We start from the raw sequence: 18,705 nt of genomic DNA, 5'->3' as shown, positions 1-18,705 counted from the left end.
TCAAGTACTCGTTACGAACATTCTCAACGAATGCCAAGCATTGTGCGCTATCCGTTTCGCTCTCACCCAAAGCCTTGATGTTGAAACGACGATACAACGGAGCGTCATCGATCTCTACAGCGAAAGCCGAGTTACGAGCCTCATTGCTGTTTTCAGAGAAGAACTTATCATCGATGTCACCGTTTACCAAATCCAACGTGTTGTCATCAACAGAGACCTTCACTGAAGCGTAATCTACAGATTTCGATCCCGATAGATCATCCTCACCTACTTTCTTCAACGCGATCTTACCATCAACGTCCTGATAAGTGTAGAAGTCTACCTTACTACCATCAGCTACCAATGGCTTGCCATCTTTATCATAGATCGGAACACCAACAAAGTCACCATTTGGATCAACCAAATATTTGGGTGCGTCCTTACCTTCCTCACCTTCCTTATCATCACTCTCCTTCTCAGCCTCCTTATAATCAGGAGTTTCTCCTCCATAATACTTTGCGATAGTCGGTGCGTCATCTTTTTTCAGACCCTCACACCATTTCGGATACCATGCCTCTGCTTGCGTCTGCGTCACTTTTACGTAACGGAAGTTAGCCTCAACCAAAGTATAATATTCTTTTCCTTCGACATCGTTATTCTCTTTCAAGAAATACACACCATAAGCACTTTTTGACAAGACATACTTCTTCGTCTTTGAATCATAACCTAAGCAACGTCCCCAGTTATCAACAATGCGGTATACATTTCGAACCAACTTATCGCCATAACCATACTTATCCTCAAGAACGACCTCCAAACGGAAGTTAGACTTCGCACCATTCTCGTCTACACGTACGATGGAATCCTTATCGCTCGGTACGCTCAAGAACTTATCGTCTGCCAAGCCGTGCAAGTAGTTGAACAAGTAACGCTCTACATCCGTATCCAACTCCGTCACATACTTGTAACCCAGCTTATCGTTCTCTGCGCTTTCCTTAGATACCTTAACGAACTCCATAGTATCAGTATCAGCTAAGAATACGTTATCTCCAGCCTTGAACAACTGGCCACTAAACATCTTATCCCCAAACTCACGGTTATAGATCTCCACAGGAGCTGTAGCGGAAGTTCCATTCTTCTTAACCACCCACTGAGCGGCCGGCATGTGATCGAAGTTCTGATTCTTCTGCTGCGGCATATAACCATATGCACCCGCTAAGTTTGCGATGTAATAATCGCCATCAGATACACTTCTCTTCCCACCATTCGCATTTAAACCAGAAGTACGCAGCTTGATCATATAAATACCCTCTTCCAAAGTAGTCTGAGTCAAGCCCGTGAAGTTCGTGCCTAAAGTGATCTTCGTACGTTGCAACTCTTTTGTAATGTCGGTAGTTGTTGCGTCTCCAGTAGTAGTATTGACGAGATCTGCATCCGTATCATCCGTATTGACCGTCAGAACCTTGTTCCCAGCCAAGTTAGCCATGTAGATATACTTATTGGAAGCGGGGTCAGTAACCGTAACCGTGGTATTATTATCCTTCCATTCTTCTGACACTGAAACTGGCCATGCCGCATTCTCTGTATTAGCCTTCAACCAATTAGAATAGTCAGAAGCAGATACATCATCTTTCTTCTCAATCTTATAAACTACCTTCCGAACTTGAGCATACAACTCGTTCTCTTGAGCGTTGTAAGTGAATTTAAAGTGGTAAGACCACGGCTCACGACCTTTAGCACCCAGTTCATCATAAGTAAACTTCAACAACTTGGAATCCTCTGTAGCCTCATAGTAAGCCGTATCGACAACTACATAATGATACTTATTATTAACCTTATCTTTAAGCCGCAATTTGACATAGTCAGTAAGTATTGGCTCAGTAGCAGTTTCAGTAGCAGCTTCAGTAGCAGCCTTAGTAGCAGCCTCTTCCTTAACCTCCTCTGCCACCAATGCCTTAGCCGTCAAATGGTTTGTATTTCCATCTGAAACCTCGGGAGACATCGTCAAACCAAAGGATGATCCTGCAGGAGCAGATTGCAACAGCGTATTCAAATCAGCGGCATACAACGGCATGCTTGTAGGGATCTGATCCTGGTTGAAAGTGATAGCGACCTTGACATCGCTTTTGATCTCCTTATCTTTCACTAAGATTTTTCTCTCATCAGCACCCTCACCCTGTTTTGCCAAATACACGAAATTCTCACCATCCACATAAGAGACTAAAGTCCCGTCTTTAACAACCCATTCTGTAGCGCTACCGCCCAGGGTAACCTCTTTGGCCTCAGCCGTCTTATCTGAAGCGACAGCCATGGAAGGATCCACAGCGAAAGACAAACCCGTAGCCTTGTTCACGAAAGAGAATACATTCACACCCAGATTGCTCTTCTTTGCGGAAACCGTCCACATAGCCTGGTTCAATTGCGTCAATGTAAAGCTTTCTTTAGTGCCTTCAACTGTAACAAACTTACCAAAATCAGCCTTGTCTTTACCAGCAGCCAAGAATTTGAACCCGGCTTCAGTCTTATCACCACCCAAATAAAACAAGACTGTTTGATCTTTCGCCAACTTAGTTTCGTTAACCGTCGCCGGATTAGAACCATCAGCCTCTGGCTTAGGAGTTTCCTCTACTGCAGGAGCAACAGCCCCAACATACGCTGCTACCGAGCCTACTGAGAAAGCAGATACAAGCACGGCACTAGCCAGAAACGTTGTAAACTTTTTGTTCATAAATCGAAAATTTAATATTAATAATAGTGTTAATTAAGTACTTATCCACTTCTTCGATAGCCTACCGCCGCTCGAAAACGGCTAATCTAAACCATCGTTTAAATCTTGCGTTTTTGAAAGGGAAAAAGGGTGGGTTTGTCAGAGGAAGCGGCGGGTTTGTCAGCGATAGGCTATCCTATTGATAAGAAAGCGGATAAGGAATAAAAAAAATAGCCCGGAAGGGTTGCAAGTATTAAAGAAACGCGTACCTTTGCAAATGACGAATTTAAACGATCGTTTAAACTCGCCGTTTTCTACCTATAATTAATGTACGTGCGTACATTAAAGATATGCTAAGATCGTTTACGAACCCATCTATTCCCTTGTTATCGCCGTGGGACGTATAGACCACGCTGTGGTCTGTAGAATTATGTCGTATGCGAGCAAGAATCCATAGGCGATCCTATCGATATCCACGCGGAAGCAAGGAGGATTTCGTGCCTTAAACAATTCATGACTCTTTCGAAAGGATAATTGACAAGTAGTCGTTATCTTTGCCCGCTGACAAACTATTATTGTAACAGATATGAGACATTTCACTTGCGTACAGGATTTAGGTGACTTGAGACAAGCGCTTAATGAAGCTTTCGAGATCAAGAAGGATCGTTTCCGGTTTAACGAACTGGGGAAAAACAAGACGTTGTTGATGATATTTTTCAACTCAAGCCTGCGTACCCGCCTAAGTACCCAGAAGGCGGCCATGAACTTAGGCATGAATACCATCGTACTCGACGTTAACCAAGGGGCATGGAAGCTGGAGACAGAGCGCGGTGTTATCATGGATGGCGATAAGCCGGAGCATTTGCTGGAAGCCGTCCCCGTGATGGGCTGCTATTGCGACGTGATCGGCGTCCGCTCTTTCGCACGCTTTGAGAATAAGGAAGATGATTATAACGAGAAGATATTAAACCAGTTCATCAAGTATTCCGGCCGCCCGGTATTCAGCATGGAAGCGGCGACACGCCATCCGTTGCAAAGTTTCGCCGACTTGATCACGATCGAGGAATATAAGAAGACGGCTCGCCCGAAGGTGGTCATGACTTGGGCGCCTCATCCGAAGTCGTTGCCGCAAGCCGTACCGAACAGCTTCGCCGAATGGATGAACGCGACCGATTATGAGTTTGTTATCACTCATCCGGAGGGTTATGAGCTTGATCCCGCGTTCGTTGGCGACGCGAAAGTGGAATACGATCAGAAGAGGGCTTTTGAAGGCGCCGATTTCATTTACGCGAAGAACTGGTCCGCTTATAGAGATCCGTATTACGGACAGGTGATCAGCATGGATCGTAACTGGACCGTAGACGCGGAGAAAATGGCGCTTACGAATAACGCTTATTTCATGCATTGCCTGCCGGTCCGCCGCAATATGATCGTCACCGACGATGTGATAGAGAGTCCGCGAAGCATCGTGATCCCCGAGGCGGCAAACCGTGAGATCTCCGCGCAAACCGTATTGAGGAAACTGCTGATGGGGTTGTCCGGCCTTTAAAGAGGAAAGATAAAATAATGGCAGAAAAGTAGGGGTTTCTTACGATGGGCATTGTTAGGTGCTTACGATGGGCATTGTTAGGTGTTAAGAATGCCCATTGTAAGCGCCTAAGAATAGGCATCCGGGTTTTTCGATGTCGACGGGCTTGGCCCAACAAGAAAAGTACGCCCCCACTCCTGTAGGAACGTACTCTCCCTATGGCTGAGAACAGATCGGTCAAGCCTCTCCTGCCGGACCCGCGAAGTCCTCGAAATTAGCTGTTTTGTTATTACTATTTCCTGCTTGAAGTTGCTCTCCAAATTTCTTGATATTGTCTTGCAAAGCGAATAACAGACGTTGAGCGTTATCCGGAGTCAGGATCACGCGGCTTTTTACCTGTGCCTTAGGAGCTCCCGGAACCACCCGGATGAAATCCAGGATAAATTCAGAGCTTGAATGAGATATAATAGCCAAATTGGCGTAAGTTCCTTGTGCCATCTCTTCAGACAACTCGATCTGAATCTCGTTATTGGCCGGTTTGTTGTTTTCCATACGTTCTTCTTTTAAATTTATGGTGATTAAAAATTGCGAAGACAAATATACATATTTATTCCGGGTCGCAAAGGAATTGAAGGCTATAAACGCAAAAACGGCCACCTTCGCAGGCAGCCTCAAGAGCACGCGGATATACGCGGGTAGGAACTTCCGCGATCCCCTCATTATTTAACAAACAAATCATCGAGCCTGATCTCACTCTGGATGTTCCCACTATACATATTTTTCTTCACACCATAAGTAGTAACGAATGTCTGATGCAATGCCTTGCGGGTTTTCGTCGCTGAACGGAAGCTTTCTGCTCGTTCTCGCAGATGCGAGTCGTACTGTTTCGTAATCTCAAACTCACCTTGCGCGAATTTCATCTCGCAAAGATTGATGGTCTGATCCCTTCGATCAATCAGTAAGTCTATTTGACCGCCTTCTCCTTTCCATGCGCAAACATCGCTCTGCACGCCAGTGATGCCCAGTTTCTGTTTGATCTGGCGAATATGGTGCAGGCATAATTGTTCGAAAGAGTAGCCGCTCCAAGCTCTGCGGGAGGGAGAGTCGATCATATTTTGCCAGTGATGCTCGTCCTGCCCGCGGTAGCCTTTGACATAGCGCAAATGGAACAACGAAAACAAATCGGTCAGCTGATATATCGTTCCACGCTCACTTTTGCCAAATGCCGTATATTGGCGAATAAAATCACAATCGTTCAAGTTTCGCAAGGCTTTTGTCAAGACTCCCCCGTCTTCGATTTTCGCTACGGTCATAATTTCTTTTCGAGTCATTCCAATTGCTTTACTTGCCAACGTTTCGATAATCTGCCGGTGTACCGTAGCTTCATTAAACAGCGAGCGGAACAGGAAATCGTACTCTCGTGCCAATGGCGCGCCCTGTATAAAAAAGAGATTATCTATATTTTGCGTAAGGCTCAGATTACGTTCGAGCATTTGCAAATAAAGCGGCGTACCACCCAAAATCATATAACACTCCGCGATCTGACATCGATTCCAGCTAATGCCTCGCGAAAGAAGGTATTGTTCTGTCTCATGCAATGTGAAAGGAGCAAGATAGATACTACGCGTAGTACGATTGTACAATCCACCTTTATCGGAAAGCACATTTTCTCGCATCCATGTCGTGGCACTTCCACACACAATCAATTTTAGCCGTTTGTTTGTTACACCCCACGAATTCCAGAAATATTCGAGTGCCTTGATGAAGCGGCTTTTCTGAGTATCCATCCATGGCAATTCATCAAGGAAAACGACAATGGGTTTACAGCCATCTAACGATTCAAGGTATTCGCGCAGCTGGGCAAACGCATCGAACCAGTCCTTTGCGGACGTCCATTTATGTCCCGAATAATATTCCAACTGACGGTTAAACTCTCCGAGTTGTTCTTTCTTCGTACCTTGATAAATCCCAGTAGAATAGAAGCTAAACGCATCATTAAAATACTGACGAACTAAAAAGGTCTTGCCAACTCGACGACGGCCATAGATAGCTATTAGCTCAGAGGAATCTGAGCCTACGCGTTGGCGCAATATCTCCTGCTCGGTTGCTCTTCCTATAATTGCATCTGTCATCTTGCAATACTTTTAAATTCCATGCAAGGATAGTAAAATAAATCCGATTCTTTATCGGTAAATCAAAAAAAAATCGCGTTACCGATAAAGTATACGTAAAGAATCGGTCTTTGTGAGTCATCCCGGCAAACACGGACAGCACCGTCCGCTTGGCGACAGAGGCGAGTTTGAAGGCTATAAACGCAAAAACGGCCACCTTCGCAGGCAGCCGTTTTCCAGTTGTGTTTTTAATTCTCAATTCTTTAGACCAATGTAAAAATACCTTTAGTGTTTGATATACATGATTTTGGCGTTTTAGTTAAGGTCGTCTCGTTTAAGTGCCAATCTCTCTCACTTGAACTTTACAAAAGTAAGGCCTTTAGCGAAGACCTCCAAATACTATATGTGCAATAAGTAATACTATATCATCAACACTTGACTCAAATCAATGCAAACATGCTTTAAATCCTGTTTTAAATTATAAACCTCGAACGGGCATACTTCTCCCTGTACTCCGTAGGGGTACTCCCCCTGCGCCGTTTGAATACCCGGTTGAAATTCGACAGGTTATTAAAACCGCACCTATAACATATTTCAGAAATGCTGTCACTTGTATCGATCAGGCGGCATACCGCCTCGGCTACCCGGATCTCGTTCAAGTTATCGATAAATGTCTTTCCCGTCCACTTTTTCAAAAAACGCATCAATGAGGCATCACTCATATTTGTCGACTTGGCCACTTCCGACAAGGTGATACGTCTCTGATAGTTCTCGTGTAAATATAACATGATACTATCTAATCGATCGGTATCGTCATCATTATAGTTCTTTACCGTGTTCACGGCATTCAACCGACGGGCGGCTTTATCCAATGACAGGATTCTAAGGATCTCGATCAAACGCAACAGGTTCTGGAAAGAATCCGACTTGCTATCGTTCGACAGCATCCTTAAATTATCTTGGATACCCAGTATCATCTCCCGGCTGAAAACAAGACCGCTGGAGGCATTATCGAACATATCTTTCATCGTCTTGAAATGCCGCTTATTGATCAAGCTGTCAAATATGGATTTATGAAATTGTATCGTTATCTCAAAGATTCCATCACACGCACACTCGTGGTTCGAGTAAGCATGCTTCGTCCCACCCGCGATCAACACCAAGTCCAGATCATCGATTTCCTCGACCGAATCGCCGACTATCCGGATGGCGCCGGCGGCATTCTCCAGATAGTTCAACTCAAACTCCATGTGTACATGCAACGGAAAATTAAACCCCGATTTCAGGCGCTGCATGACCAAGAAGCAATCTTCTGATGAAAGCGGGGTCGTTTCCTTCCACACGTCGACTTTCCCCATACATACAAAGTTTTTCTTATTCGAGCACCAACGTACAGATTACCGGGCAATGGTCGGATGGGAACAGGTTATTCAACGTATCAGTCAATACACCATGACGCAATACCTTGATATCCCCTTTCACGAAGATATAATCGATTCCTTTACGCCGGTCATAGGGGATCTTCCCAAAATTATGGAATGTCCATTCCGGGCCGTAGGTCATTCCCGCGATCGTACGGGAATGGGTCAGATGGCGTGGATCACTCGGATGAGTCAATACCTGTATCGGATCATCGGAAGACTCGGCGTTGAAATCGCCCGTCACGATCACGGGCAAATCCTCGGATAATTGCTTCGCTTGCTCCAGCACCAAAGCAGCGCCTTCATGACGAGCCACTTTCCCTATATGATCCAAGTGTGTATTCAGGAAGAAGAATTTCTTCCCCGTATGCTTATCTCGCAAGATCGCCCAGGTAGCCACACGCTCGCACGCGGCGTCCCAACCTTTCTTGCCAACGGCATTTATATCTTCGGCCAACCAGAAATTACCGCTTTTCTCGACAGAGAAACGATCTTTACGATAGAAAATCGGAGCGTACTCCCCTTTTGTCTTGCCGTCCTCACGCCCGACACCCACATAAGCATATCCCGGTAAACGATCAAGCAAATCATTCAGCTGATTGTTCAAGACCTCTTGCGCGCCGAACACATCCGCCTCATGGAATTTCACCAAATCGGCGGCGAAGTCTCTTCTGAATTTCCATTGATTATCCTTATCCCCCGAATTATCGTAACGGATGTTATAAGACATTACATTCATTTTCTCATCGTTGTTTTTAGCGAATAAGCAGCCCCCGGCAAATAATGCCACCATCAAACAAAGTAAAATTCTCTTCATGACATTGATTATTATATGTTTTTTATAGGTCTCAGCATTTATCTATGGCCTTTGATACCCCGCAAAAGTAAAGTTTATCCATTGATTAAGCAAATAAGGGAGAACAAAAAAGGCCGACAGATGCTTCTGCCAGCCTTTCTTTATAGTTTATTAATGTTTCCTATTCCTCATCATCATCTTTGTCCACGGCACTGAAATCAACCACGCTCTTGCGATTTGAGACGATACGGTCGAACTCTTCCTTCGCGCCTACGATCAGCTTATCAAACTCACGCTGACCGGTACCGGCAGGAATCAGGTGACCGCAGATAACGTTCTCTTTCAAACCTTCCAAGCGATCTACCTTTCCGTTGATAGCCGCCTCGTTCAACACTTTCGTCGTCTCTTGGAAAGACGCGGCAGACATGAAGCTGTTCGTCTGCAAGGCGGCGCGTGTGATACCTTGAAGGATCTGGTTCGCTGTAGCGGGGATAGCGTCACGTACCTCGACCAACTTAAGGTCGCGGCGTTTCAACATACTATTCTCGTCTCTCAACTTCCGTGCGGTCACGATCTGTCCGGCCTGCAATGCCTGAGAATCTCCCGGATCGGTAACCACTTTCTTACCCCAGATACGATCGTTCTCGTCCATTACCTCCAACTTATCAACGACCTGCTGCTCCAAGAAGCGAGTATCTCCCGGATCAACCACCTCTACCTTACGCATCATCTGACGAACGATAACCTCGAAGTGCTTATCATTGATCTTCACACCCTGCAGACGATATACATCCTGAACCTCATTCACGATGTATTCCTGTACGGCCGTCGGACCCTTGATAGCCAAGATATCCGAGGGGGTGATAGCACCGTCTGATAGCGGCATGCCCGCACGGATATAGTCGTTCTCCTGCACCAATAATTGTTTAGACAGAGGAACCATATATTTCTTAACCTCACCCAACTTGGACGTTACGGTGATCTCGCGGTTACCGCGTTTGATCTTACCGAATCCTACCTCACCGTCGATCTCAGATACGACAGCTGGATTAGACGGGTTACGGGCCTCGAACAACTCGGTCACACGGGGAAGACCACCGGTGATATCACCCGTCTTGCCTACGGCACGAGGAATCTTGACCAAAACCTCACCGGCCTTCACTACATCACCATTGTCTTTCACGACGTGAGCGCCCAACGGCAAAGAGTAGTTCTTCAAGTAATTACCATTCTCGTCTACGATATGAGCGGCCGGAGCCTTCGTCTTATCCTTAGACTCAATGATGATCTTCTCCTTCAAACCGGTAGTCTCATCACTCTCAACCTTGTAAGTTACGTTCTCTACCAAACTCTCGAACTCGATCTTACCGGAGACCTCTGATACGATTACGGCATTGAACGGATCCCACTCGATGATTACGTCGCCCTTCTTTATTGAGTCACCGTTGTTGAAGAACAATTTAGAGCCATAAGGTATATTATGCGTCAGCAACACGATCTTCGTGTTCGGATCAACAATGCGCACTTCAGCCAGACGGCTTACCACTACCAAATGTTTCTTTCCGCTCACCTCGTCCTCCGCCTCAACAGCACGGAGCTCGTCGATCTCTAAAATACCATCGTATTTGGATGTAATACTATTCTCTGTAGCGATGTTGGACGCGATACCACCGACGTGGAATGTACGCAACGTCAACTGTGTACCCGGCTCACCGATAGACTGCGCGGCGATTACACCGACAACCTCTCCCTTCTGAACCATACGGTTCGTAGCCAAATTACGTCCGTAGCACTTAGCGCAGACACCTCTCTTAGACTCACAAGTCAATACGGAACGAATCTCGACGCTCTCGATCGGAGAGTCTTGGATTGCCTTAGCCGCATCCTCGCGGATTTCCTCACCGGAACGAACAATTATCTCGCCCGTGATCGGATGGATCACATCGTGGACAGATACACGACCTAAGATTCTCTCATACAAGGAAGCGATCACTTCCTCGTTATTCTTCAATTCCGTACAAACCAAGCCACGCAATGTACCACAGTCTTCCTCGTTTACGATCACGTCGTGAGAGACGTCGACCAAACGACGAGTCAAGTAACCTGCGTCGGCAGTCTTCAAAGCGGTATCGGCCAATCCCTTACGAGCACCGTGAGTAGAGATGAAGTACTCCAACACGGACAAACCTTCCTTAAAGTTAGATAGGATCGGGTTCTCGATAATCTGACCACCTTCAGCACCACTCTTCTGCGGTTTCGCCATCAAACCACGCATACCGGACAACTGACGAATCTGCTCCTTAGAACCACGGGCACCGGAATCCATCATCATGTAGATTGAGTTGAATCCATCGTTATCCGCCGTCAATTGCTTAATCAAGATATTAGACAAGTTACTGTTAACGTGTGTCCAAGTATCGATGATCTGGTTATAACGCTCGTTGTTGGTGATGAAACCCATATTATAGTTAGCCATGATCTGCTCAACCTCCTCATATCCCTTCTGAACCAACGCATCTTTTTCAGCAGGAATAAGCACATCGGCCAAGTTGAAAGACAGACCCCCCTTAAATGCCATATAGTACCCCAAGTTCTTGATGTCATCCAGGAACTGAGCGGTACGAGCCACACCACAAGCCTTGATTACCCGACCGATGATGTCACGAAGAGGCTTCTTACCCAACACCTCGTTTACATAGCCAATCTCTTTCGGAACAAACTCATTGACCATCAAACGTCCAACGGAAGTCTCGACCATCGTCTTCACAAAGTTACCGTTCTCATCCAAATCCTCCACGTAAACATGGATCGGAGCATGGATATCCAGACGTTTCTCATTGTAAGCGATCGTAGCCTCCTCCGGACCGTAGAAAGTCAAGCCCTCACCTAGTGTACCCTTGCGCAACTTGGTAATGTAATACAAGCCAAGCACCATATCCTGAGAAGGTACGGTAATCGGAGCGCCATTCGCGGGGTTCAAGATATTGTGTGAAGCCAACATCAACATTTGAGCTTCCAAAACAGCCTCATTACCTAACGGCAAGTGAACAGCCATTTGGTCACCGTCGAAGTCGGCGTTGAATGCCGTACATGCCAACGGGTGCAACTGGATAGCCTTACCCTCGATCAGCTTCGGCTGGAACGCTTGGATACCCAAACGGTGCAATGTCGGGGCACGGTTCAACAATACCGGATGACCCTTCATCACGTACTCCAAAATATCCCAAACGACAGGCTCCTTACGGTCAACGATCTTCTTGGCGGATTTCACCGTCTTCACGATGCCGCGCTCGATCAATTTACGGATAACAAATGGCTTATAAAGCTCGGCAGCCATATTCTTCGGCAAACCGCACTCGTGCATCTTTAATTCCGGACCTACGACAATAACCGAACGGGCGGAATAGTCAACACGCTTACCCAACAAGTTCTGACGGAAACGACCTTGTTTACCTTTCAAGCTGTCGGACAAGGACTTCAACGGGCGATTGGCATCTGTCTTAACGGCGCTCGATTTACGAGAGTTGTCAAACAAAGAGTCTACGGCCTCCTGAAGCATACGTTTCTCATTGCGCAAGATCACTTCCGGAGCCTTGATATCGATCAATCGTTTTAAACGGTTATTACGGATAATAACACGACGATACAAATCATTCAAGTCAGAAGTAGCGAAACGGCCACCGTCCAACGGAACCAACGGACGCAGCTCGGGAGGGATCACCGGGATCACCTTCATAATCATCCATTCCGGTTTGTTACGGCCTCTGGACGCACGGAAAGACTCAACCACCTGAAGGCGTTTCAAGGCCTCGTTTTTTCTCTGTTGGGATGTATCCGTGTTCGCGCGGTGACGCAACTCATACGAAAGAGAATCCAAGTCCAAGCGAGCCAACAGATCATAAACGGCCTCAGCGCCGATCTTAGCGATGAACTTGTTTGGATCCGTATCCTCCAGCAATTGATTTTCTCTTGGTAGGCTATCCAAAATGTCCAGATATTCCTCCTCTGATAACAGGTCTAACTCACCGACCGTGTCTACGCAACCCGGCTGGATCACGACGTAGCGTTCGTAATAGATGATGGAATCCAGTTTCTTGGTAGGAAGGCCTAGCAAGTAACCGATTTTATTAGGCAAAGAACGGAAATACCAAATATGGGCAACGGGAACCACCAAATGGATATGTCCCATACGTTCACGACGAACTTTCTTTTCCGTAACTTCCACTCCACAACGATCGCAGACAATGCCTTTGTAACGGATACGCTTGTACTTACCGCAATGGCACTCATAGTCCTTGATCGGACCGAAGATACGCTCACAGAACAAACCGTCACGCTCAGGCTTATACGTACGATAGTTAATTGTTTCCGGTTTCAAGACCTCACCGCTGGAGTTCTCCAGGATCTCCTCGGGGGATGCCAGACCAATGGTTATTTTTGAAAAGTTACTCTTTATCTTGTTTTCTTTTCTAAAGGCCATATTATTTATTTATAAAGAGTTATCAATAGATAAAGCAGACGGGCCGTAGCCCATCTACTTCTTTATTGTTATTGAATTAATCCAGAGTGAAACTCAAACCAAGTCCCCTCAACTCGTGCAATAATACATTCAGAGATTCAGGGATACCCGGCTGTGGCATCGGATCACCCTTCACGATCGCCTCATAAGCCTTCGAACGTCCTACAACGTCATCAGACTTAATCGTAAGAATTTCCTGAAGAACATGAGCGGCACCGAAGGCTTCCAGTGCCCAAACCTCCATCTCTCCGAAACGCTGACCACCGAACTGAGCCTTACCGCCTAACGGCTGTTGCGTAATCAAAGAGTACGGACCGATTGAACGGGCATGCATCTTATCGTCAACCATGTGACCCAACTTCAAGAAGTAAGTAACACCCACCGTAGCAGGCTGGTCAAAACGCTCACCGGTACCACCATCATACAAATAAGACTTACCGTAGCGAGGAATACCAGCCTTGTCTGTCCATTCGTTCAAATCATCCAAAGTCGCGCCATCGAAGATCGGAGTAGCAAACTTAACGTCCAACTCACGTCCAGCCCAACCCAACACGGCCTCGAAAATCTGTCCCAAGTTCATACGAGAAGGCACACCCAGCGGGTTCAAGCAGATATCTACCGGAGTACCATCTTCCAAGAACGGCATATCCTCCTGACGAACGATCTTTGATACGATACCCTTGTTGCCATGGCGACCGGCCATCTTATCACCTACCTGAATCTTACGTTTTTTGGCGATATAAACCTTAGCCATCTGTACGATACCTGTCGGCAACTCATCACCGATCGTCAAGTCGAACTTCTTACGTCTCAACTCAGCGTCAAGCTCCTTGTACTTCTTCAAGTAATTCAAGATAACCAGCTTGATCAACTCATTCTTCTGAGCGTCTGCCGTCCACTTGCTTACTTGGATGGAGTTATAATCCAATTCTTCCAGAGATTTGCGGGTAAACTTAGCACCCTTAGCGATAATCTCCGTATTCATATAGTCTTTAACACCTTGAGAAACCTTACCGTTTGTAAGCACTAACAACTTATCAACTAACAAAGTCTTCAAGCTAGCCATCTTTTCTTCGTATTCCTCGTCCAACTTCGGCAAGATCGCCTTATCAGTCAATCTGGATTTACGTTTCTTGATAGCCTTCGAGAACAAAGCAGTCTCGATAACCACACCGCGCAAAGACGGGGTAGCTTTCAAGGAAGCATCCTTCACATCACCCGCCTTATCACCGAAGATAGCACGCAACAGCTTTTCCTCCGGAGAAGGATCAGACTCTCCCTTCGGAGTGATCTTACCAATCAAGATATCACCCGGCTCGATACGAGCACCTACACGGACGATACCTCTCTTATCCAAATCCTTGGTAGCCTCTTCGCTGACGTTAGGGATATCGGAAGTCAATTCTTCCATACCACGCTTTGTCTCACGTACCTCAAGGATATACTCGTCAACGTGAACAGACGTAAAGAAGTCCTCGCGAACCATACGCTCGTTCAACACGATAGCATCCTCATAGTTATACCCCTTCCAAGGCATGTAAGCCACCTTCACGTTACGTCCCAAAGCAAGCTCACCATTCTGGGTTGAGTAACCTTCGGTAAGGATATCGCCGGCTTTCACACGCTGTCCGCGATGACAGATCGGTTTCAAATCGACCGTCGTGCTCTGGTTAGTCTTACGCCATTTCGGGATATTATATGTCTTAACCGCATCCTCGAAGCTAACGAATTCCTCATCCTCCGTGCGGTCATATTTAACCTTAATACAAGTAGCATCAACGAACACAACCTCACCCTCACGCTCAGCCATAATCTGAGTACGGGAGTCACGGGCAACCTGCGCCTCAATACCGGTACCAACAATCGGAGCGTCCGTACGTAACAAAGGAACTGCCTGACGCATCATGTTAGATCCCATCAACGCACGGTTAGCGTCATCGTGTTCCAAGAACGGGATCAAAGAAGCCGCGATAGAAGCGATCTGCTGCGGAGCCACGTCCATCAAGTCTATCTCTGAAGGAGGGACAACCGGGAAGTCGGCCTCAAAACGAGCCTTTACCTTATCACGGATAAACTTACCGTCATCATCCAATGGAGCGTTACCCTGAGCGATTGTCAACTCTTCCTCTTCCTCCGCCGTGTAGTATTGTAAGCCATCCTCTGAGAAGTCAACCCTTCCATCTGCCACCTTTCGATACGGAGTCGAGATGAAACCAAGATCATTGATCTTAGCGTATACACACAAAGAAGAGATCAAACCGATGTTCGGACCTTCCGGGGTCTCAATCGGACAAAGGCGACCATAGTGCGTGTAGTGAACGTCACGAACCTCGAATCCGGCACGCTCTCTAGACAAACCGCCCGGACCTAGGGCTGATAAACGACGCTTATGCGTGATCTCCGCCAACGGGTTCGTCTGGTCCATGAACTGAGACAAGGCATTCGTTCCGAAAAAAGAGTTAACCACGGAAGAAATCGTCTTCGCGTTGATCAAATCAATCGGAGTGAACACCTCATTATCGCGAACGTTCATACGCTCACGAACTGTACGTGACATACGAGCCAAACCAATACCGAACTGGTTATACAATTGCTCACCAACCGTACGTACACGACGGTTGCTCAAGTGGTCGATATCATCCACGATAGCCTTCGAGTTGATCAACTCGATCAGGTACTTGATGATCTCGATAATATCTTCTTTAGTCAAGACCTTAACATCAGCGTTTGTAGTAAGGCCTAACTTCTTGTTGATCCTGTAACGTCCTACCTCACCCAGATCATAACGTTTCTCTGAGAAGAACAGGTTCGTGATAACCTCGCGTGCGCTAGCCTCGTCAGCCGGCTCCGCATTTCTCAATTGTCGGTAGATATACAACACCGCTTCCTTCTCGGAGTTGCTCGGGTCTTTCTGGAGTGTATTATATATAATCGCATAGTCGGATAGATTCTGGTCCTCACGATGCAACAAAATATTTTGCGTACCTGAATCCAAGATAGCCTCGATATTATCGCTATCCAATACAGACTCACGGTCAATGATTACATCGTTACGTTCAATAGAAACCACCTCACCGGTATCCTCATCTACGAAATCCTCCACCCAAGTTTTCAAAACACGGGCGGCTAGCTTACGTCCGATAAACTTCTTCAGGTTTGCTTTCGTTACCTTCACCTCTTCCGCAAGGTTGAAGATTTCAAGAATATCTCTATCGCTTTCAAAACCAATAGCTCTCAAAAGAGTAGTTACAGGCAATTTCTTTTTACGGTCAATGTAAGCGTACATCACATTGTTGATGTCCGTAGCGAACTCGATCCATGACCCCTTGAACGGGATAATACGCGCGGAGTACAATTTCGTTCCGTTTGCGTGCGTGCTTTGCCCGAAGAATACGCCAGGAGAACGGTGCAGCTGAGACACGACGACACGCTCGGCGCCGTTGATCACGAAAGTACCTCTGTCCGTCATATACGGGATCGGACCCAAGTATACATCTTGGATCACCGTATCGAAGTCCTCATGATCCGGGTCCGTACAGTACAGTTTTAACTTCGCTTTTAAAGGCACGCTATAAGTTAACCCATGAGCGATACACTCATCGATAGTGTAACGAGGCGGATCTATATAATAATCTAAGAACTCCAACACAAAATTGTTACGGGTATCCGCAATCGGGAAATTCTCGGCAAATACCTTATACAATCCCTCCTTCTTTCTCTTTTCAGGAGGAGTGTCTAGTTGAAGAAAGTCTTGGAACGACTTCAATTGAACTTCGAGAAAGTCCGGATACGGGAACTGATTCTTTATCGAAGCAAAATTAACTCTTTGGTTTTCAGCTGTTGAAGACATCTAGTAAGGAATTTATTGAACTTATTGAAATTATAGACACAAAAAGGTTAAGAGTCTTCGTAGTCGGAGACTCTTAACCAAATCACCTGGAAACCAGGTTATAAATACTATTTAAGCTCAACTTCAGCTCCAGCCTCTTCCAACTGTTTCTTCAATGCCTCAGCATCAGCTTTGGCGATACCTTCCTTGATTGCATTAGGAGCGCTATCCACCATATCCTTAGCCTCTTTCAAACCAAGACCAGTTAATTCTTTAACTAACTTAACGATAGCTAACTTATTAGCACCAGCTGCTTTCAATACAACATCGAAAGAAGTCTTCTCTTCTACAGCGGCGGCGGCACCACCAACAGCAGGACCAGCGACAGCAACAGCTGCAGCAGCAGGTTCGATACCGTACTCTTCTTTAAGGATAGTAGCCAATTCGCTAACTTCTTTAACGGTCAAGTTTACTAATTGTTCTGCAAAAGCTTTCAAATCTGCCATTTTTGTATGATTTAAATGATTATTTACCTGTGTAATGTTTTAATGAAAAAAAATTATCTTTCTTCCAAAGTCTTCAACAGACCATGGATAGTTTGTCCTGATGACTGAAGAGCAGAGATAACGTTCTTCGCCGGAGATTCCAACAATGCGATAACATCGGCGATAAGTTCGTTTTTGCTCTTGATATTTACTAATGCCTCTAGATTCTCAGCACCTACGTAGAAACTTTCTTGTACGTAAGCAGCCTTCAAAGCCGGTTTAGCGACTACATCTTTCTTGGCGTCCTTAGTAAAATCCTTAATCAGGCGAGCGGGAGCATTAGCGACCTGTGAGAACATCACAGCCGTATTGCCCTTCAATGCTACGTTAAGAACGGAGAAGTCACCTTCAATGTTCTCCAACGCTTTCTTAAGCAAGTTATTCTTTACAACGACTAACTTAACCTCACGCTTGAAACACTCTCTTCTCAATTTGCTGGTTTTCTCAGCGTCCAGCGCCTCGATATCCGTCAAATAGAAATTAGGATATTCCTTTAATACCTCAGTTAATTGAGCGATAACAGTTCCTTTATCTTCCTTTCTCATTGTCCAATTGTTTTTTAGTTTTCTTCAACTGATTTGGGGTCAATTTTAATACCCGCACTCATAGTACTAGAAAGATAAATACTCTTTATATACGCACCTTTAGCCGCAGCAGGTTTCAACTTGATCAAAGTTGAAATGAACTCCTTAGCGTTGTCACGAATCTGTTCCGGAGTGAATGACACCTTACCAACAGAAGTGTGAACGATACCGCTCTTATCTACCTTAAAGTCGATCTTACCTTGCTTAACTTCCTTCACCGCTTTTCCGATCTCATTGGTAACCGTACCACTCTTTGGGTTAGGCATCAAACCACGAGGGCCTAACACGCGACCAAGAGCACCGATCTTACCCATGATAGAAGGCATAGTGATGATAACGTCAATGTCAGTCCAACCGCCTTTAATCTTATCAATATACTCATCCAAGCCAACATAGTCAGCCCCAGCGGCAGTAGCTTCAGCTTCCCTGTCCGGGGTACATAATGCGAGAACCCTAACCTGCTTACCAGTTCCGTGAGGCAATGAAACCACGCCTCTCACCATTTGATTGGCTTTACGGGGGTCAACACCTAAACGGACATCGACATCTACAGACGCATCAAACTTGGTTGTAGTAATTTCCTTCACCAAAGCTGAAGCTTCTTTCAATGTGTATGCTTTCCCAGCTTCAATCTTGCCCAAAGCCAACTTTTGATTCTTTGTAAGTTTACTCATCTCAATTGAAGT

Annotated in this window: 11 protein-coding genes; 1 reads left to right on the top strand and 10 read right to left on the bottom strand. The window is 45.9% G+C overall.

What is annotated here, in order from left to right; translation table 11 throughout:
• On the bottom strand, positions 1-2,707 hold a 2,707-nt coding region (locus tag G7Y39_RS09355), incomplete at its 3' end, for a hypothetical protein (RefSeq protein ID WP_165157195.1).
• Positions 2,708-3,272: 565 nt separating this feature from the next.
• Here G7Y39_RS09355 and G7Y39_RS09350 point away from each other — a divergent pair.
• Positions 3,273-4,235, top strand: coding sequence for an N-acetylornithine carbamoyltransferase (locus tag G7Y39_RS09350; RefSeq protein WP_165157193.1), 963 nt, complete (start codon positions 3,273-3,275; stop codon positions 4,233-4,235).
• 216 nt (positions 4,236-4,451) lie between these two features.
• Here G7Y39_RS09350 and G7Y39_RS09345 read toward each other — a convergent pair whose 3' ends face one another.
• From G7Y39_RS09345 to rplA, 9 genes are all read right to left on the bottom strand, one after another.
• Positions 4,452-4,766: a DUF3467 domain-containing protein gene (locus G7Y39_RS09345; protein WP_165157191.1), complete on the bottom strand. Its 315-nt coding sequence runs from the start codon at positions 4,764-4,766 to the stop codon at positions 4,452-4,454.
• 167 nt (positions 4,767-4,933) lie between these two features.
• Complete coding sequence (locus G7Y39_RS09340) at positions 4,934-6,346, bottom strand: ATP-binding protein (RefSeq protein ID WP_165157190.1); 1,413 nt, start codon at positions 6,344-6,346, stop codon at positions 4,934-4,936.
• Between the two features lie 452 nt (positions 6,347-6,798).
• Positions 6,799-7,683: an AraC family transcriptional regulator gene (locus G7Y39_RS09335; RefSeq protein ID WP_165157188.1), complete on the bottom strand. Its 885-nt coding sequence runs from the start codon at positions 7,681-7,683 to the stop codon at positions 6,799-6,801.
• Positions 7,684-7,699: 16 nt separating this feature from the next.
• Positions 7,700-8,563: an endonuclease/exonuclease/phosphatase family protein gene (locus G7Y39_RS09330; RefSeq protein ID WP_165157186.1), complete on the bottom strand. Its 864-nt coding sequence runs from the start codon at positions 8,561-8,563 to the stop codon at positions 7,700-7,702.
• Positions 8,564-8,723: 160 nt separating this feature from the next.
• Entirely contained in the window at positions 8,724-13,022 is a 4,299-nt protein-coding gene (rpoC, locus tag G7Y39_RS09325) for a DNA-directed RNA polymerase subunit beta' (RefSeq protein WP_165157184.1), read from the bottom strand.
• Positions 13,023-13,098: 76 nt separating this feature from the next.
• Positions 13,099-16,911 carry a DNA-directed RNA polymerase subunit beta gene (gene rpoB, locus G7Y39_RS09320; protein ID WP_165157182.1) on the bottom strand — a complete coding sequence of 1,271 codons (3,813 nt, stop codon included), beginning with the start codon at positions 16,909-16,911 and terminating at the stop codon, positions 13,099-13,101.
• A 107-nt stretch (positions 16,912-17,018) separates the two neighbouring features.
• Entirely contained in the window at positions 17,019-17,396 is a 378-nt protein-coding gene (gene rplL, locus G7Y39_RS09315) for a 50S ribosomal protein L7/L12 (protein ID WP_165157180.1), read from the bottom strand.
• A gap of 53 nt (positions 17,397-17,449) precedes the next feature.
• Complete coding sequence (gene rplJ, locus G7Y39_RS09310; protein ID WP_165157178.1) at positions 17,450-17,980, bottom strand: 50S ribosomal protein L10; 531 nt, start codon at positions 17,978-17,980, stop codon at positions 17,450-17,452.
• Positions 17,981-17,994: 14 nt separating this feature from the next.
• Positions 17,995-18,693, bottom strand: coding sequence for a 50S ribosomal protein L1 (gene rplA, locus G7Y39_RS09305; RefSeq protein ID WP_165157177.1), 699 nt, complete (start codon positions 18,691-18,693; stop codon positions 17,995-17,997).
• Between the last annotated feature and the right edge of the window lie 12 nt (positions 18,694-18,705).

Origin of the sequence: Parabacteroides sp. ZJ-118 (assembly GCF_011038785.1) — a bacterium.
Lineage (GTDB): Bacteria > Bacteroidota > Bacteroidia > Bacteroidales > Tannerellaceae > Parabacteroides.
This window is presented reverse-complemented; position numbering and strand designations above follow the sequence as displayed.